Source organism: Bradyrhizobium sp. CCGB12 (assembly GCF_024199845.1).
Taxonomy (GTDB): Bacteria; Pseudomonadota; Alphaproteobacteria; order Rhizobiales; family Xanthobacteraceae; genus Bradyrhizobium.
This window is the reverse complement of sequence record NZ_JANADO010000001.1, coordinates 2,696,249-2,720,292: the sequence shown is the minus strand read 5'-3', so window position 1 is coordinate 2,720,292 and position 24,044 is coordinate 2,696,249. Positions and strand designations below refer to the sequence as shown.

30 protein-coding genes and 2 tRNA genes are annotated in these 24,044 nt (G+C 60.5%); 12 read left to right on the top strand and 20 right to left on the bottom strand.

The window, feature by feature from the left end; genetic code table 11:
• Positions 1-2 precede the first annotated feature (2 nt).
• On the bottom strand, positions 3-1,607 hold the full coding sequence (locus NLM27_RS13105; RefSeq protein ID WP_254143686.1) for a carboxyl transferase domain-containing protein: 1,605 nt from the start codon (positions 1,605-1,607) through the stop codon (positions 3-5).
• Between the two features lie 24 nt (positions 1,608-1,631).
• Complete coding sequence (locus NLM27_RS13100) at positions 1,632-2,759, bottom strand: isovaleryl-CoA dehydrogenase (protein ID WP_305887604.1); 1,128 nt, start codon at positions 2,757-2,759, stop codon at positions 1,632-1,634.
• 156 nt (positions 2,760-2,915) lie between these two features.
• Between NLM27_RS13100 and NLM27_RS13095 the strand changes: the two genes are divergently transcribed.
• Positions 2,916-3,944 (top strand): AraC family transcriptional regulator, encoded by a 1,029-nt coding sequence (locus NLM27_RS13095; RefSeq protein ID WP_254143684.1) that lies wholly within the window; start codon positions 2,916-2,918, stop codon positions 3,942-3,944.
• A gap of 46 nt (positions 3,945-3,990) precedes the next feature.
• Here the strand turns inward: NLM27_RS13095 and NLM27_RS13090 are convergent, their stop codons facing one another.
• Together NLM27_RS13090 and NLM27_RS13085 are read right to left on the bottom strand one after the other, a co-directional pair.
• Positions 3,991-4,485, bottom strand: a complete 495-nt coding sequence (locus NLM27_RS13090; RefSeq protein WP_254143683.1) for an Lrp/AsnC family transcriptional regulator — start codon at positions 4,483-4,485, stop codon at positions 3,991-3,993.
• A gap of 321 nt (positions 4,486-4,806) precedes the next feature.
• Complete coding sequence (locus tag NLM27_RS13085; RefSeq protein WP_254143682.1) at positions 4,807-5,112, bottom strand: ETC complex I subunit; 306 nt, start codon at positions 5,110-5,112, stop codon at positions 4,807-4,809.
• 259 nt (positions 5,113-5,371) lie between these two features.
• Here NLM27_RS13085 and NLM27_RS13080 point away from each other — a divergent pair, with 259 nt between their 5' ends.
• Positions 5,372-6,547, top strand: a complete 1,176-nt coding sequence (locus NLM27_RS13080) for an OpgC domain-containing protein (RefSeq protein WP_254143681.1) — start codon at positions 5,372-5,374, stop codon at positions 6,545-6,547.
• 42 nt (positions 6,548-6,589) lie between these two features.
• Here the strand turns inward: NLM27_RS13080 and NLM27_RS13075 are convergent, their stop codons facing one another.
• Positions 6,590-6,784 (bottom strand): hypothetical protein, encoded by a 195-nt coding sequence (locus NLM27_RS13075; RefSeq protein ID WP_254143680.1) that lies wholly within the window; start codon positions 6,782-6,784, stop codon positions 6,590-6,592.
• Positions 6,785-6,967: 183 nt separating this feature from the next.
• Here NLM27_RS13075 and NLM27_RS13070 point away from each other — a divergent pair, with 183 nt between their 5' ends.
• Positions 6,968-7,261, top strand: a complete 294-nt coding sequence (locus tag NLM27_RS13070; protein ID WP_254143679.1) for a hypothetical protein — start codon at positions 6,968-6,970, stop codon at positions 7,259-7,261.
• A gap of 171 nt (positions 7,262-7,432) precedes the next feature.
• Here the strand turns inward: NLM27_RS13070 and NLM27_RS13065 are convergent, their stop codons facing one another.
• Positions 7,433-7,804, bottom strand: coding sequence for a hypothetical protein (locus NLM27_RS13065; RefSeq protein WP_254143678.1), 372 nt, complete (start codon positions 7,802-7,804; stop codon positions 7,433-7,435).
• A gap of 320 nt (positions 7,805-8,124) precedes the next feature.
• Between NLM27_RS13065 and NLM27_RS13060 the strand changes: the two genes are divergently transcribed.
• A complete protein-coding gene (locus NLM27_RS13060; protein ID WP_254143677.1) occupies positions 8,125-8,286 on the top strand; it encodes an RNA-binding protein in 162 nt (53 codons plus the stop codon).
• Positions 8,287-8,408: 122 nt separating this feature from the next.
• Here the strand turns inward: NLM27_RS13060 and NLM27_RS13055 are convergent.
• The 4 genes from NLM27_RS13055 to NLM27_RS13040 all read right to left on the bottom strand — a co-directional run bounded on the left by NLM27_RS13055 (position 8,409) and on the right by NLM27_RS13040 (position 10,841).
• Positions 8,409-8,485: transfer RNA gene (locus tag NLM27_RS13055), tRNA-Pro, on the bottom strand.
• Positions 8,486-8,618: 133 nt separating this feature from the next.
• A complete protein-coding gene (locus NLM27_RS13050; protein ID WP_254143676.1) occupies positions 8,619-9,104 on the bottom strand; it encodes a DUF192 domain-containing protein in 486 nt (161 codons plus the stop codon).
• 114 nt (positions 9,105-9,218) lie between these two features.
• Positions 9,219-9,881, bottom strand: coding sequence for a cold-shock protein (locus NLM27_RS13045; protein WP_254143675.1), 663 nt, complete (start codon positions 9,879-9,881; stop codon positions 9,219-9,221).
• 198 nt (positions 9,882-10,079) lie between these two features.
• Positions 10,080-10,841, bottom strand: coding sequence for an NAD-dependent protein deacetylase (locus NLM27_RS13040; RefSeq protein WP_254143674.1), 762 nt, complete (start codon positions 10,839-10,841; stop codon positions 10,080-10,082).
• Between the two features lie 270 nt (positions 10,842-11,111).
• Here NLM27_RS13040 and NLM27_RS13035 point away from each other — a divergent pair, with 270 nt between their 5' ends.
• The gene (locus tag NLM27_RS13035; protein WP_254143673.1) at positions 11,112-11,276 is read left to right on the top strand and encodes a hypothetical protein; all 165 of its coding nucleotides are present in this window, start codon (positions 11,112-11,114) and stop codon (positions 11,274-11,276) included.
• Between the two features lie 64 nt (positions 11,277-11,340).
• On the opposite strand, the gene NLM27_RS13030 is transcribed toward NLM27_RS13035, so the two are convergent.
• A complete protein-coding gene (locus tag NLM27_RS13030) occupies positions 11,341-11,631 on the bottom strand; it encodes a hypothetical protein (RefSeq protein ID WP_254143672.1) in 291 nt (96 codons plus the stop codon).
• A gap of 284 nt (positions 11,632-11,915) precedes the next feature.
• Here NLM27_RS13030 and NLM27_RS13025 point away from each other — a divergent pair, with 284 nt between their 5' ends.
• Positions 11,916-12,146: a hypothetical protein gene (locus NLM27_RS13025; RefSeq protein WP_254143671.1), complete on the top strand. Its 231-nt coding sequence runs from the start codon at positions 11,916-11,918 to the stop codon at positions 12,144-12,146.
• A 79-nt stretch (positions 12,147-12,225) separates the two neighbouring features.
• Positions 12,226-12,348 carry a hypothetical protein gene (locus NLM27_RS43565; protein WP_256569962.1) on the top strand — a complete coding sequence of 41 codons (123 nt, stop codon included), beginning with the start codon at positions 12,226-12,228 and terminating at the stop codon, positions 12,346-12,348.
• Here the strand turns inward: NLM27_RS43565 and NLM27_RS13020 are convergent.
• From NLM27_RS13020 to NLM27_RS13005, 4 genes are all read right to left on the bottom strand, one after another.
• Positions 12,345-12,542 carry a hypothetical protein gene (locus NLM27_RS13020; protein ID WP_309144797.1) on the bottom strand — a complete coding sequence of 66 codons (198 nt, stop codon included), beginning with the start codon at positions 12,540-12,542 and terminating at the stop codon, positions 12,345-12,347. The two genes, NLM27_RS43565 and NLM27_RS13020, sit on opposite strands and share 4 nt — an antisense overlap.
• Positions 12,543-13,044: 502 nt before the next feature.
• Positions 13,045-13,278 carry a hypothetical protein gene (locus NLM27_RS13015; RefSeq protein ID WP_254143669.1) on the bottom strand — a complete coding sequence of 78 codons (234 nt, stop codon included), beginning with the start codon at positions 13,276-13,278 and terminating at the stop codon, positions 13,045-13,047.
• Positions 13,279-13,366: 88 nt separating this feature from the next.
• Positions 13,367-13,504 carry a hypothetical protein gene (locus tag NLM27_RS13010; RefSeq protein ID WP_008558897.1) on the bottom strand — a complete coding sequence of 46 codons (138 nt, stop codon included), beginning with the start codon at positions 13,502-13,504 and terminating at the stop codon, positions 13,367-13,369.
• Positions 13,505-13,842: 338 nt separating this feature from the next.
• Entirely contained in the window at positions 13,843-14,139 is a 297-nt protein-coding gene (locus tag NLM27_RS13005; protein ID WP_254143668.1) for an HU family DNA-binding protein, read from the bottom strand.
• A 351-nt stretch (positions 14,140-14,490) separates the two neighbouring features.
• On the opposite strand from NLM27_RS13005, the gene NLM27_RS13000 reads away from it, so the two are divergent.
• The 5 genes from NLM27_RS13000 (at position 14,491) to NLM27_RS12980 (ending at position 18,652) form a co-directional block, all read left to right on the top strand.
• Positions 14,491-14,985: a hypothetical protein gene (locus tag NLM27_RS13000; RefSeq protein WP_254143667.1), complete on the top strand. Its 495-nt coding sequence runs from the start codon at positions 14,491-14,493 to the stop codon at positions 14,983-14,985.
• A 267-nt stretch (positions 14,986-15,252) separates the two neighbouring features.
• Positions 15,253-15,555 (top strand): hypothetical protein, encoded by a 303-nt coding sequence (locus NLM27_RS12995; protein WP_254143666.1) that lies wholly within the window; start codon positions 15,253-15,255, stop codon positions 15,553-15,555.
• 85 nt (positions 15,556-15,640) lie between these two features.
• Positions 15,641-16,279, top strand: coding sequence for a hypothetical protein (locus NLM27_RS12990; RefSeq protein ID WP_254143665.1), 639 nt, complete (start codon positions 15,641-15,643; stop codon positions 16,277-16,279).
• Positions 16,276-16,695, top strand: a complete 420-nt coding sequence (locus NLM27_RS12985; RefSeq protein ID WP_254143664.1) for a hypothetical protein — start codon at positions 16,276-16,278, stop codon at positions 16,693-16,695. Before NLM27_RS12990 ends, NLM27_RS12985 begins: the two co-directional genes overlap by 4 nt.
• A gap of 292 nt (positions 16,696-16,987) precedes the next feature.
• Positions 16,988-18,652, top strand: coding sequence for a tetratricopeptide repeat protein (locus NLM27_RS12980; protein ID WP_254143663.1), 1,665 nt, complete (start codon positions 16,988-16,990; stop codon positions 18,650-18,652).
• A 373-nt stretch (positions 18,653-19,025) separates the two neighbouring features.
• Here NLM27_RS12980 and NLM27_RS12975 read toward each other — a convergent pair whose 3' ends face one another.
• The 5 genes from NLM27_RS12975 to NLM27_RS12960 form a co-directional block, all read right to left on the bottom strand.
• Positions 19,026-20,801: an ATP-dependent endonuclease gene (locus NLM27_RS12975; RefSeq protein WP_254143662.1), complete on the bottom strand. Its 1,776-nt coding sequence runs from the start codon at positions 20,799-20,801 to the stop codon at positions 19,026-19,028.
• A 241-nt stretch (positions 20,802-21,042) separates the two neighbouring features.
• A tRNA-Ser gene (locus tag NLM27_RS12970) sits at positions 21,043-21,132 on the bottom strand.
• Between the two features lie 91 nt (positions 21,133-21,223).
• Positions 21,224-21,358, bottom strand: a complete 135-nt coding sequence (locus NLM27_RS43560) for a hypothetical protein (RefSeq protein ID WP_256569961.1) — start codon at positions 21,356-21,358, stop codon at positions 21,224-21,226.
• Between the two features lie 206 nt (positions 21,359-21,564).
• Positions 21,565-22,971: a DUF1254 domain-containing protein gene (locus NLM27_RS12965; protein ID WP_254143661.1), complete on the bottom strand. Its 1,407-nt coding sequence runs from the start codon at positions 22,969-22,971 to the stop codon at positions 21,565-21,567.
• 11 nt (positions 22,972-22,982) lie between these two features.
• Positions 22,983-24,008, bottom strand: a complete 1,026-nt coding sequence (locus tag NLM27_RS12960) for a DUF1254 domain-containing protein (RefSeq protein WP_254143660.1) — start codon at positions 24,006-24,008, stop codon at positions 22,983-22,985.
• Positions 24,009-24,044 lie beyond the last annotated feature (36 nt).

Genomic DNA, 24,044 nt, shown 5'->3' with positions numbered 1-24,044 from the left:
CATCACATCCTGAACAGGCCGAATTTCGTAGGCTCAATCGGCGCATTCGACGCCGCCGAGAGGCCGAGGCCGAGCACGAGGCGCGTATCGGCCGGATCGATCACGCCGTCGTCCCACAGCCGCGCCGTTGCGTAGTACGGATGCCCCTGGCTCTCATATTGTGCGCGAATGGGCTCGCGGAATTTATCTTCCTCTTCCTTCGACCAGCTATCGCCCTTGGCCTCGATATTGTCGCGCCGGACCTGGCTCAACACCATCGAGGCCTGCTCGCCACCCATCACTGAGATGCGCGCGTTCGGCCACATCCAGAGGAAACGCGGTGAGTAGGCGCGGCCGCACATGCCGTAATTGCCGGCGCCGTAGGAGCCGCCGATCACGACGGTGAATTTCGGCACCGAGGCCGTCGCAACCGCTGTCACCAGCTTGGCACCGTCGCGCGCGATGCCGCCGGCCTCGTATTTCTTGCCGACCATGAAGCCGGTGATGTTCTGCAAGAACACCAAGGGAATGCCGCGCTGGCAGCACAGCTCGATGAAATGGGCGCCCTTCAAGGAACTTTCGCTGAAGAGAATGCCGTTATTGGCGATGATCCCGACCGGATAGCCCCAGATATGGGCGAAGCCGCACACCAGCGTCGTGCCGTAGAGTTTTTTGAACTCGTCGAACTCCGAACCATCAACGACGCGGGCGATGATGTCGCGCACGTCGAACGGTTTGCGGCCGTCAACCGGCACCACGCCGTAAATCTCCTCCACCGCAAACAGCGGATCGCGCGGCGGATGCATATTGAGGCTTGGGCGCACCGAGGGCTTCAGCGTACCCACGATACGCCGGGCAATGCCGATCGCCTGCGCGTCGTTCTGGGCATAATGGTCGGTCACGCCGGACTGCCGCGAATGCACGTCGGCGCCGCCGAGCTCCTCCGCGCTGACGACCTCGCCGGTCGCAGCCTTCACCAGCGGCGGACCGCCGAGGAAGATGGTGCCCTGGTTACGCACGATGATGCTCTCGTCCGACATTGCCGGCACGTAAGCACCGCCGGCGGTGCAGGAGCCCATGACAATCGCGATCTGCGGGATGCCCTGCGAGGACATCTGCGCCTGGTTGTAGAAGATGCGGCCGAAGTGCCGCTCATCCGGAAAGATCTCGTCCTGGAGCGGCAGGAAGGCGCCGCCGGAATCGACCATGTAAACACAAGGAAGGTTATTCTGCCGCGCGATGTCCTGCGCGCGCAGATGCTTCTTCACGGTCATGGGATAATAGGTGCCGCCCTTGATGGTGGCATCGTTGGCGACGATCACGCATTCGCGGCCCGAGATACGCCCCACCCCCGTGACGACGCTTGCCGAATGCACGTCGCCGCCATAGAGGCCATAGGCCGCCAGCGGCGACAGCTCCAGGAAGGAGGTCCCGGGGTCGACCAGCAGGTCGACGCGTTGGCGCGCCAGCATCTTGCCGCGCGCGGTGTGGCGGTTGCGCGAAGCCTCGCCGCCGCCACCAGCGACCTGGCTCAATTTTTCGCGCAAGTCCGCGACAAGCCTGCGCATGGCCTCGGAATTGCGCGCGAAGTCTGATGAAGACGAATCGATGCTGGAATGAAGCGGCATGATGATTCCAATGAGGTGAACGTTTTAAGCCGTCTCAGCCATCAGTTCGCGGCCGATCAGCATGCGGCGGACCTCCGAAGTTCCGGCGCCGATCTCGTAGAGTTTTGCGTCGCGCCAGAGACGTCCGACCGGAAATTCGCTGGTGTAGCCGACCCCACCCAGCGCCTGGATCGCCTCACCCGCCATCCACGTCGCCTTCTCCGCGGAATAGAGAATCGCGGCAGCCGCATCCTTGCGCAAGCTGCGTGCGTGGTCGGCACGGTCGCAGGCGCGCCCCACGGCATAGACATAGGCGCGCGTGGCCTGCCATGTCGAATACATGTCGGCGAGCTTGCCCTGCATCAGCTGGAAATCGCCGATCGGCTGGCCGAACTGCTTGCGCTCATGCATGTAGGGAACCACCGCGTCCATGCAGGCCGCCATGATCCCGAGCGGCCCGCCAGAGAGCACCGCGCGCTCATAGTCGAGGCCGGACATCAGCACCTTGACGCCCTCGCCGACCCCGGCGAGCACGTTCTCCTCCGGCACCTCGCACTCGTCGAAGAACAAGGGATAGGTGTTGGAGCCGCGCATGCCGAGCTTGTCGAGATGCTGGCCATGGGTGAAACCCTTGAAGCCTTTCTCGATCAGGAAAGCGGTCATGCCGCGCGGGCCGGCCTCCGGATCGGTCTTAGCGTAGACAACGAGCACGTCGGCATCGCCGCCATTGGTGATCCACATCTTCGAGCCGTTGAGCACGTAGCGGTCGCCGCGCTTGTCGGCGCGCAGCTTCATCGAGACGACGTCGGAGCCGGCGCCCGGTTCGGACATCGCGAGCGCGCCGACATATTCGCCCGAGATCAGCTTCGGCAGATAGCGCTGCCGCTGCGCATCGCTGCCGTTGCGGCGGATCTGGTTGACGCAGAGGTTGGAATGGGCGCCGTAGGACAGGCCCACGGCCGCGGAGCCGCGCGAAATCTCCTCCATGGCGACGATATGGGCCAGATAGCCCATGTTGGAGCCGCCATATTGCTCCGGCGCGGTCATGCCGAGCAGGCCAAGGTCGCCGAAACGCTTCCAGAGGTCCGCGGGGAACAGGTTTGCCTTCTCGATGTCGGCAGCGCGCGGCGTGATCTCCGCCTCCACGAAGGCGCGAAGCGTATCGCGCAGCATGCCGACGTCTTCGCCCAGATCGAAGTCGATGCTCGGAATGTTCAAGGCGATTCCTCCGTATTTTGACCTTCGAACCTAGCGGTATCGCGGCCCTCTTGCGGTCGAAAAGGTTGCATTTTCCGCCAAACTTGGCGAGGATTTTCCAAGGGATTTCCGATGCCATTTCAAGCCGCCACCGCGACCTCGCGCCGCGCCATGACCCCCGCCGCCTTCGTCCGCGGCGTGGTCGCCGCCTATGAACGATACGACCGCGACCCGGCGGAGGCTTTGAGCCGCGGTCAGGTAGCGCCGGACCTTGTCAATTCTCCGGATGGGCGCGTGACTGCCGCCCAGTTCGAGGCGCTGGCGGGCCATGCCATGCGCGAGCTCGACGACGAGGCGCTCGGCTGGTTCTCGCGCCGGCTGCCTTGGGGCACCTATGGCATGCTGTGCCGCGCCTCGATCACGGCGCCGACGCTTGAAGTCGCGCTCAAGCGCTGGTGCCGCCATCACCGCCTGCTCACCGAGGACGTGCTGCTCGATCTCGAGCTCATTGAGGAGACCGCGGTCGTCTCGATCCGGGAGCTGCGCGACCTCGGGCCTTTGCGCGAATTCTGCCTGGTCACCCTGCTCCGCTACGTGCTCGGCTTCTCCTGCTGGGCGGTCGATTCCAGCATCGCGCTACGCTCGGCGGAATTCCCTTACGCCGAGCCCAGCCACGTCTCGGTCTATCCGACCATCTTTTGCAGGACCGTGCGCTTCGATGCGGATCGCGCTCGCATCGTCTTCGACAAGCATTACCTCTCGCTGCCGCTGACGCGTAGCCCCACCGATCTCGACAACATGCTCAAGGGCGCGTTGCGGCTGACCGTACTGCCCTATCGGCGCGATCGCCTGCTGGTCGAGCGCGTCCGCCGCGTGCTTCGCCGCGCGCGCGGGCGCAGTCTCGGTGCGGAGGACGTCGCCAGCGAGCTGGCGCTCTCCACCCGCACCATGCACCGGCGCCTGCGCGAGGAAGCCACCTCGCTACGCGATCTCAAGGAAGAGGCAAAGTTCGAGCTCGCCAAGCAGGAGCTGATGCGCGGGCGCACGCCGATCAAGCGCATCGCGGAGATCGCCGGCTTCCGCAACGAGAAGAGCTTCTCCCGCGCCTTCCGCAGCTGGACCGGCGCCTCCCCGCGCGAGTTTCGCGGCCGGTATCGCTGAGGAAATGGCCTCAGACCATCGCTTGAGCTACCGGCTCGGTGCACCTCTATCCTGCCGGCGCCGCGGCGGCGACGTCCTGCAATGGCAGCGGCACGTCCTTCGCGACACCCAGCACCGGGAAGCTGCGAACGTTCTTCACATCAGGCATCGCGGCGAAATGCAGGAGTTGCTGGCGCATGCTGTCGACGTTCGGCGCGACGCATTTGAGGAGATAATCGGTGTCGCCCGAGATCCGCCAGCACTGCTGGATGCGTGGAATCGCGGCGATCGAGCTCTCGAACGCCTCCAGCACCGGCTGGGCCTGGCTTCCGAGCTGGATCGACACGAACGACACCACCTCATAGCCGAGCCGCCGCTCGTCGATGACGGCTCGCACCGCCCGGATCACGCCGCGGCTGAACAGCGATTTCAGCCGCCGCACGCAGTTGGGCGCGGAGACGCCGGCGCGCAGCGCCAGCTCGTTGTTGCGAACCCGCCCGTCCTGCTGCAGCTCGGAGAGTATCTTCAAGTCGACGCCGTCGAGCTGCTCTCGTCCCGCCATACCCCGCCCTCGTCATGATCGTGCCGTGACGTTAGCGAAGCACGCGGCGGACTTGGTGCCAACCACCTTCCCCTCGGGCTCCAAAAGCCCAGCGGGAAGCTTGCCCGCGGCCCATCCTTCGAGACGCCCGCCTGTGGCGGGCCCTCAGGATGAGGTCAGGTTTCGCGGCGAGATGTCAGACCCTCATGGCGAGGAGCCCGCCAGAGCGGGCGTCTCGAACCATGCAGGCCGAGCTCGTCCGTCAACCTCCCGCTCCCCAAAACGCAGATACCCGGGACAGGCCCGGGCATGACGAATTCGACGTGCGGGGGATGCAGGTCGTTAATGGGTCCAGGGCTCGCCGCGCCGGAACGAAAAATTGTCCGCGTACGCGACCGGCCGGCGGATCGAATCCTGCGGCTCGATGACCTGGTAGGCGATGCCCTTGCGCTCGCAATAGGCGATCGCCTCTTCCTTGCTGTGGAAGTGCAGCGTGATCTGCTGCTTCATGTCGCCGGACGAGGTCCAGCCCATCAGCGGCTCGACCGAACGCGGCTGCTCCGGCTCGTAATCGAGCTGCCATTCCTTGGTCTTGGACCGGCCGGATTGCATCGCGTTCTTGGCGGGCTTGAAAATGCGTGCGGTCATGACTGGTCCAGGCCTCTTCGTCTTTTCGTCCGATTCCGATGCGTCACGGTGGCAGTTGGTGGAAACCGCGGGCATAGTATTATAGAGACACCGTTCGGGAAATGTTCGGTGATTCCAGCTCCCGGGGTGCCTTGCCGATGGGTATAGTCATTATGCTGCACCGTGACAATTGCGTACCCGCCGTCCGCGCCGGGATCCCGCCCGGCGGCCGAACCTCGCCGATATCAGCGCTTCTGTCCCCTCCGAAAGCTCCCGTCGCATGGCCTTCCTGAACATCAGCGCAACGCTTCCCGAAAAGGGGCGCGACCTCCGGCTCGACCTGTTTCGCGGCGTCGCAAACTGGGCGATCTTCCTCGACCACATCCCCGACAACGTGGTGAACTGGATCACAACGCGGAACTACGGTTTTTCCGACGCCGCCGACCTGTTCGTCTTCATCTCCGGCTACACGGCGTCCTTCGTCTATGCGCGGATGATGCTGGAGCGCGGCTTCATCGTCGGCGCCACAAGGCTCACCAAGCGGGTCTGGCAGCTCTATGTCGCCCACATCATCCTGTTCGTGATCTACATCGCCTCGATCAGTTATCTCGCGCTGCGCTTCGGCGATTCCGAGATGATCAACGAGTTCAACGTCGCCGGCCTCGTCGACAACGCCACCGAGACGCTGCGTCAGGGCTTGTTCCTGCGCTTCAAGCCGCTCAATCTCGACGTGCTGCCGCTCTACATCGTGCTGATGGGACTGTTTCCGCCGGTGCTGTGGTTCATGCTGCGCAAGCCCGACGTGACGATGGCGCTGTCCATCGCGCTGTGGCTCGCCGCGCGCCACTTCGGTTGGAATCTGACGGCCTATCCGGCCGGGCAGTGGTACTTCAACCCGTATTGCTGGCAGGTGCTGTTCGTGTTCGGCGCCTGGTGCGCCATGGGCGGCGCGCGGCGCTCGATGGCGCTGATCAATGCGAGGATCACGCTTTACCTCTGCCTCGCCTATTTGCTGTTCGCGCTGATCATGACCATGGCCGGCCGCTTCCCGACCCTCGGCGGCATGTTCCCACAATGGCTGTTCTCGGCCTTCAATCCCAACGACAAGACCAACCTCGCGCCCTACCGCTTCATCCACTTCGTCGTGATCGTGATCCTGGTGATCCGCTTCGTGCCGAAGGAATGGCCGGGCCTGGAGTGGAGGGTGTTCGATCCGCTGATCGTCTGCGGCCAGCAGTCGCTCGCGGTGTTCTGCGTCGGCGTGTTCCTGTCCTTCGTCGGCCATTTCGAGCTGTCGATGAGCTCGGGTTCGCTGTTCGCGCAGCTGTTCGTCAGCATCGCCGGCATCGCGATCATGACGACGGTGGCCTATTACATCTCGTGGTCGAAGAAGCAGGACAAGCCGCTGAAGCCCCCGCCGCCCAAGCCGACTGCCACGGCGGCGAATGCCGCCTGAGGCAAGGCGAGCGATCTCGCGCCTGACGCCACCATTACGGCGTCAGGCCGCCTCTTCGCTGTCGAACTCGGTGAACTTCTTGTAGATCCAGTCGCGGCCGTCATGACGGCGCCAGACCTTGCCGTAAACGAGCTGCCCGTTGATCGAGCGGCGCGGCACGATCACGGTCCAGAGATGCCAGATCTCGGTCCAGCTCGACGGCGGATCGACGGTTTTGAGGTTGCGATCGATAGACATGGCAGAACTCACTGGGCGCAGAACTCAGCTACTACGCGCCGCGATGAACTGTGATCTTTGAGCACGGGATTTCGGGCAGCCCATCGCGAGCCGGGCTCGATCTGATAACGATCGCCAAGGCGACCGCAACAACCGCTCGCCCTTAACCTAACCGATCAACCTTACTTCCCGCGGCGAGACCGGTTGAAAGCCGGCGCCAATTTTTCTAGAATGCGTGCGTTATTTGAGAACGCGTCGTTTCCAGGGCGCGGTGATTTTGAGCCGACACGTATTCTGAAATTGATTGACTGGCAGGGCGACCACAATGGATTTGCAATGCCCATGTCTGCGCCTGGCGCTGCGAGAGAAGACGTCTGTCCCGATCACGAAGACGCCGGACCAGCAACCGCCGAAGGCGGCCAACGACAACGAGACGACCTGGCCATTCGTGCCGTTTCCATCCGGCTGGTACGCCACGAGCTGATGGGTCAGATCTGAAAGTTGACGGCTGAAAAGCGCAACGCCGCGCAAGCGGAATATCATCGCTTGGCGGCGTCCGTTTAGGTATTGGGCGCTGAAATCCCCAACACGCATATGTCTATGGCGAGGTTCAGAAGGTTCGATGGAGCCGCCGGCAATTCCGCCGCCGCTCAGAGGCCGCGCCGGCCTTCAGATGCCGGCGCCTGCGCTCGAGGCAGCCTGAGCATTGGCTTGAAGGGTGCCTTGGGCGGTGTAGGTCTGTCCCGCCTGATTGCCCTGGCCGCCTTGCGCGCTCGTCGAGGTCTGGACCTCGGTCGTGCCATCGGAATAGGTGATCGTAGTAGTGGTGGTACCGTCGATGGTGATGGAGACTTCGCTGACGATGGTCTTGGCTGCGCCGCTGCCGCCACCCGATCCCGCGCTTTCCCCCGCCGATTGCGAGGACGACGTCGCCGATGTCGCGGACGCGGCCGATGTCGATGGTGCCGCGGAAGTCGACGTCGTGGCGGTCGACGGCGACGTCGCCGCCGCACTGGATGAAGCAATCGCGCTGATCGACATGAAGACCTCGCCCGAAGGAAGCTCGACGGGCGCGGCACGATCGAGTGCGCCCTCTCCTTCAACGCGGTGAACGGCCGAAGCAGGCGCCGGATGCGTGGAAAATTCGATTGCCCCCTCGTTCGCCAGGCAGCAACCAATCATCGGGCCACGCGTTGCAGCTTTTTCCCGCCTGTCAGGGCATTGGAGCGTGTCTGCGATCACCGTGCACCCGCCTGCCTGGACGGGACAACGTCTCACGTCCATGTGAGCTTGGAGCGCGGCCGGTGAATCTTCGCAAACGAGCCGAGACCAATGAACTGCAGGCTAGGCAAGAGGATGGCGTGAACCAAGTCGATACGCCTGAGAAGCTCGCCGAGACGCCGGAGACTGGTAGCTCGCTGCTCGCGGTTGGCGGGCTCGGCCTCGCGGGGATCGCGATGCTGGGCTGGATCTGCGGCCTCGCCTGGCTTGCCTGGCGCCTCGTCGGTTGGCTGTTGTTTTGAGCTGTTCGTTGTTTCCAATGCGCGCACGCAGGCGCGCGCGTCGCCGGCAGCGATGGCGGAACAGCGCGTCAAAATCACGTCAGAATGGCAGGGAAAAAGCGTAGGACATTCAACGTCGGGACTGGTCGGGGCAGCTGGATTCGAACCAACGACCTGCAGTACCCAAAACTGCCGCGCTACCAGGCTGCGCTATACCCCGAATGTCCAGCGAGCCCCGTCGATACACGCTTCCCAAGGCGCCAGCAAGCTCTCCAAGCCGCCAGCAAGCTTTCCAAGCCGCCGGCAAGCTTCCTGGAAGTCGCCAGAAGGGGCAACGCCCTCGCCTGCCCCGCTTATTTGTTGCCGAACAGCGGATGACCGACACGGTCGCCGGGACGGATGCCGTATTTCTGCGCCGTTCCTGCCACGACCTCCAAGACCGCCCGGGCGGGGCCCTTGGACGAGATGATCTTGGTCGACATCGGCTCGGTGTTTTCGGCAATGCGCAGGATGCGGCCGTCGGCGCGGATGAAGATCATGTCGAGCGAGACGTAGGTGTTCTTCATCCACATCGACACTTCTTGCTCGGGATTGAAGTCGAACAGCATTCCTTTTCCGTCGGCCAGTTCCTTGCGGTACATCAGGCCGGTCTGCTTCTCCTGCTCGGTCGTCGCCATCTCGACCGAGAACACCTGCACGCCGTTCCTGGTGACGATCTCGAGCGGCTGGAAGGTCGCGGCGCGGACGGATGCAATTGCGGCCGCCAAGCCGGCAACGACGAGGATGGCGGCAAGCCAGCCCTTCGCAACGGACCAGACGGCCTTTCGATCAGAATTCATGGGGGCACTCGAGGCGTGGAACTGGAACAGTCCTTACGCGGCGATTGCCGGAAAAGCCAGAGGCGCGCCGGTCAACCGGCGCGCCTCTGCTCACGATTGCGGGAATTGGCGCCGTTAGTGCGACTGCAAGCCCGGCGATCCGGTCTCGGGATGGATCTCGGCCGCCATCATGCCCTTCGAGCCGGGCCCAAACCGAACCAGCACATATTGGCCGGGCCGCAGTTCAGTCATGCCGAAGCGGCGCAGCGTCTCCATGTGCACAAATATGTCCGGCGTGCCCTCACCGCAGGTCAGGAATCCGAAGCCACGCAACCGATTGAACCATTTGACCTGGGCCCGCTCCAGTCCGCTGGTCGGGGTGACCGTGACGTGGGTACGCGGCGGCAGCATCTGCGCCGGATGGATCGCGGTGGACTCGTCCATCGAGACCACGCGGAATGCCTGATAACCCTTGGCGCGCTGGATGCACTCGACAACGATGCGGGCGCCCTCGTAAGCCGTCTGGAAGCCATCGCGCCTGAGCACGGTAACGTGCAGGAGCACGTCAGGCCAGCCATTGTCGGGAACGATGAAGCCGTAGCCCTTGGAGGCGTCGAACCATTTGATAACGCCGGTCACCTCGACGAGGTTGGCGCTGGCCTCGCCGAGGCCGGTGAAGGGACTGAGCGCGCTGTCGCGGCCGCCGCCACCATGCTCGCCTGGCGTCATCCGCCCCGGCGACGTGCCTGGCGCGGGAACTCCGACCTTCTTGGACTCAAATCCGTCCGACGACCCCATAACCCCGGACCCCACACTGCCATGCAACCCGCCACCTCGGCGGCGCTCGAATCACGCGTCTTAAGAGAATGTTCTCAATTCGACGCGACGCGAATCTTTCGACTCAAAAGATAACACTCCCGGTTGCGAGGCATAGATAAAAAAGAGATTGGCCGGAACCTATGAACAGCTTGCACGGCCGCGAATCAAATTGATGCCTCAATTTGCGACAAAGGGCCCGAGAGTCTCGCCGATGTCGTGGTGGATGACGAGATCGGCGATATCGTCCTGCTCGGTCGGCTCGCGATTGATGATCACGAGGCGTGCGCCTGCGTTCTTTGCCATCATCGGAAAGCCCGCCGCGGGCCACACCACCAGCGAGGAACCGATGGCGATGAAGAGATCGCAGGCTTGCGACAGTGCGGTTGCGCGCTGCATCTCATCTTCGGGCATCATCTGGCCGAACGAGATCGTGGCGGTCTTCACCGGCTCGTCGCACGCCGTGCAGTTGGGCGCGGCCCCCTCCGCGTCGAATCGGCGCTTCACCCAGTCGAGCTGATAGGCCTGCCCGCAACCGACACATCTCGCGTAGGTTGTGTTTCCATGAAGTTCAATCACGTGCTCGGCGGCCAAACCCGAGGCCTGGTGCAGATTGTCGATGTTCTGGGTGATGACGGCGGGAACCTTGCCGGCGTGGTACAGCGACGCCAGCGCGCGGTGACCTCGACCCGGCTTTGCCGCTGCGAATATCTCCTCCATCGCGAAGCGCCGGCGCCAGGATTCGTCGCGCGCCTCCTGGCTCGCCACGAACTCGTCGAACGGGATCGGACGGTTGCGCGTCCAAATTCCGCCCGGCGAGCGGAAGTCGGGAATGCCGCATTCGGTCGAGATGCCGGCGCCGGTGAACGGCACGATGGTCTTCGCTGCGGCGATCATGTCGCCGAGCCGTTCGACGCCGCTGCGAAGATCCGATGCAATCACGCGCTGCTCCCGATGTGTTCTGCGCTAGCTGCAAGGCAGGCAAGAGACAAGATTGTTGACGCTCTTATCCACCGTGAAGAAAAGCGTGAAGAGAAACAAGCTCGGCAATTCCTGCCGCCCTTCGCATATCACAATCCTGCAATCGCTCCTCCCCATTGACGCCCCATTCGGAAGCACCAATGGATGCGTTGATCCGACTCACAGCGCAATGCGGCGGCAGAGCTCGAGTTCAGTGAAGACACCGTTGAGGTGCGAACAGAGGGGATGGTCATGACCGAAGACGAAGAACGCAAAGCCCGCGAACGCGATGAGATCGCCACCCGTGTTGCCGCCTTCCGCGCCACCCAGGAGAAGTTCAAGCGCGAGCGCGAAGAGTATTTCGTATCGACGCTCGAGAATGCCCGCAAGGTCGAACGTCCCTCGCTCTGGCCGTAGGGGCGTGACATCACGCACACGAAAAAAGCCCGGAGCATCGCTCCGGGCTTTTCGCTATCAGTCGCTACCAATGGCGCCAGTGACGATGGTGCCGGTAGTACGGCCCGCCGCCGTAATAGGCATAGGGACCCGGTCCGTAATAATAGCCCGGGCCGTCATAATAGCCGTATCGCGGGCCGTAATAGCCGTACGGTTGCGATGCGGCGACCGCGCCCGCGGTGATCGCGCCGGCGGCAAGGCCGAATGCAAGGCCCGGGCCGATGCCACGACCGCGCGCCTCGGCAGGCGCAGGCGCCGCGACTGCGGTCACGCCGACCGCTGCGACGGTGGCCAAGACTGCCAGTGTTTTCTTCATGATCTTCCTCCTTCGCGCGTCTCGCCGAGATAACGGCGTGGGCCTGCGATGGTTGCGCGCACCGCGGAACCGAAGGCGATCAAAAAAAGAGCGAACCGGCGGGAACGAACGCGCGCCGCGCGGATTGAATTCGTAAGTGCGGAAGCCTCCGCTATCCGGTTGAGGCGACAGCACGGAAGACCCCGTCAGTATCCTCCGCGATGCTGGCGGGGTTTTTAGTTTCACGGGAGAGATGGCAGCAGACGATAGTGGCTGCCAACGGGGCGGAGGATCGAGGAGGACAGATGCCCATATCTGCCTTGCTGGCCCGGATCCGCCGGCTCGTGCCCAAAGCCGACGATCAGCATTACGAGGAGATCGTGCGCAACTTCGGTGTCGGCACGCTGCGCCCACCACCGACGCCGATGAGCGACCGCGAGCTGGCGCAGGCCATCGCCGAGTTCCTAAGGGAACAGCCGTCGAGCGAGTCCGTTGCGGCCCTGGGCCGGCGGCTCGACCCCTCCTCCCGGCTCTGAACGACGCTTCTTCCCGGGAAGCACGGAACAAGATTTTCGCGCACACGTTGAAGTCGTCTTCAGGCAGAGGAGGCCCGATATGCCCGTGTGGCTCGAAGTCCTGCTCAATCTGTCCGGCTATGCCGGTTTCGTGGCGCTCGCAACGCGCGGCGGCGCGTTCCCGGACACATCCGGCGACCGTCGGATTTGCGGCGATCGCTAGTTTGCGCGCGGCGCCTGCCCTGCCGTACGCACCAGCCTGTCGGCCTTGACCGCGACACGCGTGTCCTCGACCTGCGGCCGCAGCGAGAAGCTGATCACAACGAAAGCGAGACAGAAGAGTGCGCCGACAATGGCGACGCGCCGGTAGGTGTGGCGATCGCCTTGATAAAAGGACGGCTCTGAAAATGGCGTCATGGCAAAATTGCTTCTTGGCAAAGTCGTTTCTTGCAAAAGTCGTTTCTTGATTGTCCTTGCCAAACACCTATCCCAACCCACGGCCAGCGCAACGCAATTGGGCTTTTAACCTAACCGAATAGGGTTATCGGCGTTCGCGCAAGCTTTCGTTAGGAGTTGCGCGGCGCTTCTGCATCGCGCGCACGACTGGCTTTGTTCCAGCTTCCACTCCCTTTCGTTCGCGAAGAACGAATCGGAATCGAAGAAATCGGCGCGGAGCAACTCTTAACGAGTCGTGTGAATGCGCGCGGCGAACGTCCGGTCACATGATGTCGATCGCGGCGGCGTCGGACCACTTGTCTTGGCGCGATCGCGTATGCCGGTCGCAACGTAAGACTCTGGCGGAAGCTGGCGATGACGGACATGTCCCGCATCGACACAGAAGCACGGCTTGTTCTGCATCCGACTCCATTTCGTTCGCAAAGAACGAATCGGAGTCGGAAGAATCAAAGAGACACGAATCCTAACGATCGATGAAGGCGCGTGCCGTCACAAGTTCGGTGCAGGAACTTTGGACGACAAGATTCTCGACGGAAAAATTTTTGGTGGCAAAATTCTTGGTGGCAGGAATATCGAGCCGACCGTGAACACGATGACGATCTAGCGGCACGGCTCGCACTGAAAGCCGTTGGATGAGTTCACCATCATCGGCTTGGCGCATTGCGGGCATGTCCTGCCGCGCGAACGCGCGCGTCACACGTTCGTTCCGAAAGGCATCGGCGGCGAATGTTCACAGGCGCGAGCCACCACGATGAGATCGCACGCCGGCTGCCACCGACTCCCAATCATGCCGCCCGCTTGGCTTTGCCCTTCTCCGAAAAGCATTCCAGGATCTGGATGCGGAGCTCTTCCGCGGCCGGGCCCTCAAGCTTCCTGAGCTCGTTCCAGAGCCTGATCACTTCGCGCTGTTTCTCGACGGTCATGAATCACCTCCCAAGAGAAGATGACCAATTAGAACAAAATGAGAACGAAATGTCCAGACATCTTCCGCGAAATTCCGGGACACAAGGCCTTGAACCTTTTCCGTGCCGCGCGGACCCCTGAAGGCCTGCGGATTTCAGCGCCAGGCGTACGGCAGCGCCGCCTGACGAAGAGATACTCCGCGGCGCGGTTGCGTTTTAGATTTTCAACCTTACGTTACGAATACGGCTGGCGGCCAGGCGCTGAAATCCCAATGCCGTCAGCCAAGAGAGCCCCGCGCGAAAGCGCGGGGTTTTTCTTTTGATGGCTTGTCCTGCTCGTCGTGGTGACGTTCGGCGCTTTAGACGGCGTCCTTGGCCACCTTCAGCGGCGAGGCCTTGACCGACTTGCTCGCGGGCTTTGCCGCAAACTGCATCGGCTCCTTGGTGAAGGGATTGACGCCCATCCGGGCTTCGGTCGCCGGCTTGTTCACCACCGACATTTTCACGAAGCCGGGAATGACGAACTCGCCGGACTCGTTGAGCTCCTTGTAGCCGACCGTCGCCATATACTCGATTACCGTCTTCACGTCGTTCTTCGACAGCTGCGTGCCTTCCGCAATTGCATCAATCAATTGGGTCTTCGTCATCTTCGCCATGTTCTGAATTCCTTTGAGGGGGCGCGCGCGTAAACTCTGCTATGGACGCGGCCGGACCGCGGAGGCGCGCTTCTGATTCATGCCAGAGGTCATGAAGTGACCGGGCTTAGAGCCTATCGAGGCCCAAAACGCAAGCAGGGGTTCTCCGGAGTTCCCGACTTCCTGTGCAAGATGCTGCAGCATGTGCCTCTTCCTTTTGAACCATTTGCCGGCTGGCGCGTCTTACTGTTGAAGTCCCTAAGCTTCACCCCACCAGAGAGCCCCGCTTCCCCCAGGCGGGGTTTTCGCTTTTGGGTGCCTGTTAGAACGCCGCGGCTGCTATATGGTCGAAAGGTTTCTCGTGGGGGGCTCATGAAGGTTGCCATCGTCATCGCCGGCTTGATCGTTGTTGCTGTCGCAGCCCTCGTCGCCATCCAGCCAAGCTTCTTGAAGCCGGCGTCGCTGGCCCTCGTGAAAAAGTCCGACATCTTCGGCTTCTCGCCCGGGATGACATCCGACGAGACAAGCAAGCTCGTCAGTCAACGTCACTACCTCTGCCGCCAGATCCGCAGCTCGTACATCCTCGAATGCGAAATCAATGGCGCCAAGGTCACGGTCGCGAGCGACGACGCTGACGCCAGACATCCGATCTGGCGCGTCAATGCCGAATTGATCAGTCCGGGACCGCAGGAAGCTGCCGTCAAATCGATCTCCGACCAGTTCAACGCGCAGCCGGTCAAGGACACCCGCGAGGGATGGACGTGGATCGTCGGCCGTGGGCTCAAGCTGAGCTATGACGGCCTCACCTTGAACCTCGTGGACGAGGCAGCAGAGGCCCGGCTTCGCAAGGAGGAAGCAAAGCGCTAGAGCATGATCCGGACCCGAAGGGCCGCATTAGCGCAAAGTGTGCAGCGGTTTTCCCTCGCGACAAACGCGGTACGCGTTCGCGCGGAGATCATGCTCAAACAATGCCCCCAGAGCGCGATGACGATTCATCCCTAGTCTCATCGCGCTTTAGGAAGCGGGACGAGTCACCTCACCGTGAAACTTGTGACTCGGCGCGTCTTGTTGAGACTTCGGTAACCTAACGCCTCCAATCTCGCATCAGTATAGTTGCGTTGGAGTAACCCCACAGTGCTGGATTTTAACGAGCTGCGCGAACTCGCGGCTGATGTGCGCATTTTCATCGAGGTTGCCGAAGACAAGGCCGAAGCGCTTCGAGCGGTCATAGCGGCTTACGACGTGGTGCTGGCGATCTTCCCGTCTGGCGACGGCATGGGACTGCACGTCGTCAAAGGCAAGGAGATCCTGGACAAGATCGCAAACTCGCGGACTCATGCGATGTACAGCCACACGGCCATCGCGGTTCCTGACCTCGAGCATGCGGAAGTGCTCAAGTACCTGACGGCGCCGGTCGCGCAACGGATTGCGGCCTGATTGCAGACGGCGGATCGGCGGCGTCTATCAGCAGCATAGTCGCCGCCGCGAGCAAGGCGGGATCGTCTTGGGGACGTTCCCGTCAGTGACCCAGCAAGTACACCGTGAAGCCGATCACGATACAGCCAAGCCCGAAGATCGCCGTCACGACTTCGACGACGTTTTCCAACCCCAAGAACTTCACGATGGCACTCCATGCGACGCTCAGGAGCATATCCACGATCGCGCTGAGCAGGGCTTGGAGCATGGCAATTGGTCGCACGGCTCTTCAGCGCGGTTCAACCGTCACACTCCGCTGAAGAAACTCATCGCCACCGGTTCACGATCCAAAGCAACGTCAGTTGGAAGAATTGACCGCGCTGATCATGGAGCAACAGTCGCGCAAGTGACAATCTCGGGTATCAAAAAGCAGCTTGCGGCACTAAGGGCGATCGTCAAACCAGCACAATCGCTCGCCGCACGCATCGATCGTTTGACCGATGAGCAGCGCGATGGTTACGTCAGATGGGAAGCGCAATATCAACGGTGGTTCGAACGATGCAAGACACACATTGACGACTATGAGGCCGATGCACGTCCGTATGCTTGCACGATCGAAAGAGACACATCGCCAACATTGCGCCGCGATGTCCGTAGTGCGCTCTACGGTCCAGACCAGCGCATCCCGGCTAAGGCAACCGAAGACGAGGCCGCACGTCTTTATCTGGATTACCTGCACTCATGATCTATTTCATTGAAAAGCCTAAACTCAACGTCACCGTAATCGATGGCAAAATTGACGACATTGAAAGGGGGACGCCGAACCCTAACGCGATTGTAGTCGAAACGCTTGATGCTACGTTTGAAACAATTCACGTTGTAGATGGGCGGCTATATCTGGACGGTCTGGCGCTGATGTATTTGATCACGTGGCTTCATTGCGAGCGACCCGCGACATGCCAGTCTGAAGGACGCCGTTTGTACAAACTGTTTCCCAATTCAACAGATATTTCCGATTTGGTGCGCGCGACTTTGCGATGTGCGACCGGCAACGAACATCATGCATACGGCGAAAGCGCCTATTTTTGCGCAAAGGTCCGAGAGGCACACCCGGCCGAATTCGCGGAACTCCGTGCAGCATGGCAACGGCAGTTGAATTGAAAGTCTAGGACGGCGGACGCGCCCTCCTCCCGAAGCATTGTCGTCGCTCGCTAATTTGGCGCGCTCACCAAACTTCCTAACCAAGGGATTTATATGGTTGTGCAAATCGTCACGCGTATCCGCCCGATGACCATTCATGACCGCTCTTACACTTCATAGCCGTCTCCGATCCCAGTCCGGCGTGGACTCATTTTCGTTGTGATTTGGATCACAGAATTTAGCTAGTTTGCCTCGATAGATTTGGTTTGCTTAAATGCTGGCTCGGGGCCACGGAGCGGGATGGAGTTTTCAAATGCTTCGCGAGTTATTGCTTTGTTTTGCGTTGTTTGTTGTCGCTGGGCCAGCTGTAGCGGACGACACAACTCGTTGTTATACCGAGAAGGGCGACGTTAAGATTGCTGCCTGCACCCGCGCGATTAACTCGGGGGCGCGCGCACCTGCAATAAATTACAACAACCGTGGCATGGGCTATCTGAGAAAAGGCGACAATGATAGCGCAATCGCCGACTATAGCGAGGCGATACGGATAAACCCCAAATATGCAACTGCTTACGTCAACCGTGGCTATGCCTATCGGGAAAAAGGCGACAATGATAGAGCATTGGCCGACTTCTCGGAGGCGATACGGGTAGACCCCAAAAATGCGAATGCATACGCCAACCGTGGCTATACGTATCGGCTCGAAGGCAACAATGACAACGCTATCGCCGACTACACTCAGGCGATACGGTTGGATCCAAAAAATGCGCTAGATTACTACCGCCGCGGCATTGCCTACCGCAGCAAAGGCGACAACGACGGTGCCATTGCCGACTTTACCGACGCGATAAGAATTGATCCAAAAGATGTGAAAACGTATATCATTCGCGGAAATGCCTATCGCGATAAAGGCGACAACGATCGTGCCGTCGCCGACTTCACCGACGCGATAAGGATTGATCCTAAAAACGCGTTAGCTTACACCAACAGGGGTCTAACGTATAAGAAAATGGGAGACCTTACGAAGGCGCGTGCTGATTTTAATTCCGCACTCGGAATTCCACGGGATCCGGCGTACGGATGGCCGCACGATACAGCTAGGACCCAACTTGCATCACTCCCAACGGAATGGCCGGCACCTGGAGCGCCGCCTGCAGCCGTTTCAGGGCCCGCTCATCCAAAAGTTTCCGCAGTCGAGCCGGTTGCTTCGCTTCCAATTTCCTCCAGCGCAATTTCTTCGTCAGTCCCGACTTCTGTTCGGCCGGACGACGGCCGCATTGCACTCGTCATCGGAAACTCCGTATATGAAAATGTTCCGGCGCTTCCCAATCCGGAACGTGATGCTAAGTTGGTCACCGACGTCTTGAAGCGCACCGGATTTCAGTCAGTCACATTACTGACCAACCTCAAAAAGGATGAGTTAGTTAGCGCCTTGCGTAATTTTGCTGTGCAAGCGGAAAGAGCAGATTGGGCAGTCATCTATTACGCCGGACACGGCATGGAGGTCGGGGGAACTAATTATCTTATTCCAGTTGATGCCACGATTGCAGCCGACCGGGATATCGGCTTTGAAGCTGTGCCCCTTGAACAGGTTTTAAATGCAGCCGAGCGAGCTAAGAAACTTCGGCTCGTTGTTCTGGATGCCTGTCGAGATAATCCATTCAAGGCAAAAATGAAGCGAACTCTTACAGTCGCATCGCGGTCAGTCTCGGGCGGCCTTGCCGCAATAGAGCCGGAGGCTGGCACGCTCGTCATCTACGCTGCCAAAGACGGACAGCAAGCGTCGGATGGGAATGGGAACAATAGTCCATTTACCTTGGCATTCGTCAAAAACGTCCAAACGCCCGGCTTAGAAGTCCGGAGGTTGTTCGACTATGTGCGCGATGATGTGATGGACGCAACCGGGCGTCAGCAGCAACCGTTTAGCTACGGATCTATTTCAGGTAGACAGGATTTCTATTTTGTCGCTGGTAAATAGCACTGGTCGAGTGGGCGCAGGCTTTCGCGCGGGCGATTCCTTTGTGGCGGAGGAAATAGCCGCGGGACTTGCCATAGCCGTACTTCTGCAAGAAGGCATCGCGACCAAGGCTATCGAATTCCGTGATCGCTTGCAGGATTGCACCTTCTGTCAAATCTGAAAGCGCCAAAGTATCCCCTCCTGAAATCGCGGAGCCGAAGATGCGGAAACATCATCCGCCGCGTTCGCTGTGTAAACGATTGAAATTAGGTGACGCGAGTGTTGTGAGAAATCGTCGATTCGCCACAACACTCACCATCTGCACCGTTGCGCCGATGGGTGATTGGTCGGATTTAGCCCCCAGCGAATGTCCGATTGATCGTGGCGAATAACTCTACCGCACGTGCGGCGGTGTCGCCCGGCAGATCGTCCACCTCATTCCATTGGTCAAATTTGCGGAGCATTTGCGCAAACACACGTCCTTATCGAGGGCTTTATGGTCGTAACGGGTTTTTAGTACCTGCTCGACGCGTTTGGTTATCATGTCCGACCCGTCTTGCGGAAGATCGTCTATGCTGATTGCGACGCCGAAGGCGGCATTGGTACACTCGACATAGAACTCGTCGGGAAATATGTCCTCGATCGCCGCGTTGGTCTTTTTGATGCCTGCGGCTTTGGCGAGCATGAAAACGCGAAAGCGGGTCTGTTGATCTTCGGCCAGCTTATCGAGGTACTGAGTCTTGATTTTTTCTCTCGCAGTGTTGCCTTCTGGATCGCTATCCAAGAGCACGCCAGCGTCCCATTTCTGCCCAATTGCAAAAGCCGCGTACATTGGTGTTTTCGATGCGGTCTGCGCGGGCCAGGGGAACACGTGATCGGATAGTCCCTTTCCATTTTTGGATAGGAGCCCGGACAGCTTTTGCAAAATTAGCGCATCGGTCCCGCCCTCGACAATGAGGACCTGACGATTGCCCAACATGCCGCTCAGACCGCCCGTTAGACCAAGCGAACGCTCGATGACCGCCATAGGTCCACGCGAAGAGCTAACGACACCTTGTGTAATGCCGAGGTGGTGGTTGCGGCTTTCGACGATCCGCACGCGTTCGGGATTGGCGAGGTCCACCATTGATGCGAGGTGGGTAGTGTAGAGTATGGTGTTATCTTTCGAGAGGTTCTCGAACGTATCCAGAAGGTCTTTTTGGCCGCTGTAGTGCAAGTGGACGCCCGGCTCCTCGAGCAATAAGATACAGTCTTTGAATTCCCCTCGCGTCGCGTGCGTGAACTTCCAAGCGAAGGAGACGTACCAACGGAACCCAGTAGACCGGCGCTTGAGGCGCACGGGCATGCCAATCTCTTGATCCTCGACAAAAATGTTTAGAGTGCTGCCATCCACCTCAATGTCGAAGCGCACATCCTTCTGTGTCCAAAGTTTCTTAAATTGCTTCGTCAAGTAAGCTGATGCCGAACGTTTGTCGAACGATCGAACAGTGCGCCCCTCCGCCGATTTCCCCTTGGTGATAAACTCGTCCAAGTTGATCGCCGCAAGGTCGAGAATAATGAGAATCGTCTGATCGTCGTTTGATAACGATTGACGGTTGTTGCCAGCGTTGGACAACCTCTGCCGCAACTGGTCGAGTTCGATTTGCTCGCCGGACATATCGTATTCGCGGACAAGCACAAATTTTGGTAGCTTTTCCGCCATCCATTTCATGAGTTTGGCGGGGTCAAGTTTCTCCGCGCCATCGGCGCACATCTGGTGTGTAGTTTCGCCACCGTAGGCGCGACATGCGATCACCGCAGCGGCCTCGGGTAGAGGAATGGGTGCGGGCGCAGTCGCCTTGGGGGCGCCTTCTGGTGCATCGGCAGGCGGTGGTGCTGGCGGTGCGGCGAAGGTGAATACGTCCTGTATTTCGGCCGCGCTCAGCGCAAACTCCGCCGAGCACACCTCCTTGCCATCTGCCGTTGCACGCCCGTCCCATTGGTCAACGGGCCAATCTTCGTCGGGTTTGTATGCCTCCGGCGTGATGGGGTTGATGCAATAAAGTGCTTCAAACAGGTTGCTTTTGCCGGCTTCATTCTGACCTACAAAGGCGGTCACCTTCCCCACGTCAATTAAGCCCGAATCCAAGATATTCCGATAGTTTTGCACCCTAAATTGAACGAGCTTCATGTTCCCCCTTAGAAGAATGCAATTTCGCGACCGAGTAGCGCCTCAGTTTAAGCTCTCTCGGAGGTCGAGTGGAAGTGCAGGTGTGCGGGTAAGTTCCTAACTGGATCATTCTCGACCGTTTGAGAACGACCGATTGATCCGCGCTTTGCGCCGAAACGGACTAGCCCCGTGTGATCTGGTGAGTCGCTTTTGGTGAGTCGGAACCGCTAAATATTGAAAATATTGGCTTTTTGGCCTTGACTGGCGGAAGGGGTGGGATTCGAACCCACGGTACCCTTGCGGGCACGCCGGTTTTCAAGACCGGTGCCTTAAACCACTCGGCCACCCTTCCAGTTCGCAAGATCAGTCACTTAGCGGCTGGCCGCGATGAACGCAATGCGAACAGTCCTTGGTTTAGGGACAGTTTGGGGACAAAGGCGTCTCTACGGCTTCAGGAAGCCCGCCGCAAGCGCGGTGAGCGTCGACCTCATCTTCTCCTGCGCCTCGGTGCTGCGCTTCCGCTTGACGTAATTGCGCATGACGACCGCCGGGTCGTCGCCGAGACGCCTAGCGACCATGTCGGGGGGTCCATCCGGCATCGAGCAGCACCGTCGCATAGATACCGCGTGTGGAGCTTGATGTCGAAATTGAGCAGATCGGCGCGGCGTCGGAATTCCTTGGAGACGTTGCGCGGGATGCGGAAGGGGGTCGGGTCGAAGTCCCTGCCCGGCTCCGGCGCGGCCGGGAAGATCGGCGCCTTCGATACTCGCCCCTCGATCGCACTTCACTTCGAAACCTTCTCGACGTCGGGGAGCTTCCACGTGTGGTCGAACAGCGGCTTCTCCGGCCCGTAGAGCCGAAACAGCAGCTCGAACTTGCGGGAAGGATCGGTCGGCACCCAGTTGGCCTCCTTGCCGTCCGGCGCCTTGGGACCGAAGAAGACGTCGATGGAGCCGTCGGCGTTCTTCTGAATGCCTGGACTGATCGAAGCGCGGCTGGCGCTTGGCATGTTGCGCACCAGCGTGTGCGTCTCGCGGTCGTAGACCGTCGCCGACCAATACTGCTTGACGGGTGCATTCGCAGGGACGGTCAGGCGATAGGTCGCGCTGCCGTCGAAGGAAACGCCGTCCTTGTCCTTGCTGACCATCAGATAGAACTGGGCGGTACCAATGCGCTTGATGCCGGTGAAGCCGAGCGTGTAGGTAACGCCGCGCACGTCGACGGGATAGGCATTCGGATCGGCGTATCCGTTCTGGGCCGCCTTCACCATCTCAGCCATTGCGGCCGGAAACCAGCGAATGCCGGGATTGATCTCGGGAAAGCCAGCATCGTAGCGCTGCGACAGCAGGACATGGGCTTCCCGCGCCGCATCGACCAACACAGCGACGGTCTTCGGATCCGGATCGAACGGCTTGCCCTTCTCGATGCCGATCGAGCGGAGCTGATCGATCATGACGCGGTCCCGATCGAGCCACGGCTCGGCCTGCACGACGCGGTCGAGGCTGCGGTAGAAGCGCGCGTCATAGGGGATCGTGGAATCGAACAGGACGTCGTACGCATCGCTGAAATTCGTCGGCGGCGGCTCCTTCGCGTTTGCGAGCGGGTAGATCTTGATCCGCTTGCCATAGGCGACCGACTTGGCGACGTCGGCATCGGCATGGCTGGCGAGATTGGATCGCAGCAGCGCAAAACCACTGAACGTATCTGACCGGAGAACGATGTAGCCCGCCGGCACCTCCCCCGTGTGGCCGGGCGGCAAAATCAGGTACTTGCCGCCTTCCCCTTTATCGGCGCCTTCGGGGCCAGCATCTTCGAGCGGCATCTGCCAGACGGTCACGATGTTTCCGGCGATCGACCCGCCTTGAGCCGGCGGAATCTCGATGACAACTGGCCCGTCCTTCACGTTCCAGAAGGACATGAAGTAGATCGAATCCGGATTGGGCGTCAGCGTCTGGTTCTTCCAGTTCACCGGCTTCGACCAGTAGACGATCTCGTTGACCTTGGCCTTGGTGCTCTTCTCCATTGCCTGAAGCATCAGATCGGCGTTCACCGCCGGCATGGCCCAAATCATCGCCTCGACGGCGCGGCGGTGGAGGTTGCGCGAGGCAAGTTCTTCGGCCGACGGACCTTGCGCCCACGTTTCTGCAGTCATCAGCAGAACCGCAGCCGCGACGATGAGAGCTTTGCTCATGACGACCACTCCTAGCTCGCCGGCTTCGGTTCGGGGAATTTCCACGCGCCGCTTAGGATTTCCGGTTTCGGCCGATAGAGGCGTACGGTGTAGTTCCAGCCTTTCGAGATCGGCAGGCAATTCGGGATCTTCCCGTCGCATCCACCGAACTGAATCGCGATCGATCCGTCGCCCCTTCTCCGGGCGGTCAGATTGTTGATGGAATAGGCGCCATAGGCGTTTTTCTCGAAATAGCCGTCGGCGTTGTAGACGCTCACCGACCAGAAGGCTTCGACGGGCACGTCCTTGACGGTGAGCCCGTAGATCGTTGAACCGTCGTTTCCGCTCGGCGTGAAATTGAGATAGGTCGCGTCCTTGTCCGCGTTGCCGCCCCAGGCGGCGGCCGCGCCCAGCAGATGCCGGACCGGATCCACCTCGGACTTCGTACCAAAAGCGCCCTTGAAGTCGGATGCCGTGGACTGCAGAACCAGCAGCGCATCGCGGATCTTCTTCTGGCTCACCGGATCCCAGTTCGGCAACTCGAACTTGCCCGTGCCCTCCTGGCTCACCTTGATCGCGTCCTGCAGGTCGTGAACCGCGTTGAAGTCCGCGGGATCGTTCGGATCAACGAGCGTCCGTATGCCCACGACGAGATAGCGCGTTCCGACGTCTTCGCGGGAGAACGTGCGAGGCTGCGTCCCATAATATGTCGTCGCATAGTGGTCCTCGCTGATCGCCTGCAGCGACATGAACCGCTTCCCGGCATCCGGAAGCGCGATCGTGACCGGCCCGGCATCCAAATCGAACACGGCCGACGAATACAGCGTGTCACGGTTGAGTCGAATGACCGTCTGATCGTCGATCGATGCCGGCTGGCGCCGGTGGAGCAGCTTTCCAAGACCGCTCTGCTTTTCCAGATTGCGGGCGTAGAGATCGGATTCGGCACGGACGAAATTGTCCACCGTGACAGGGACGGGATCGCCGATCGACTGCGCGTTCGCGCCGCCCGCTGCCGAAAGGGCCAGCAGCGCAACGTAGAGGCCTATTCTCGTTTCCATGTCGGAAACTCCAGCTTCCAAGGTTTCGCACGCGAT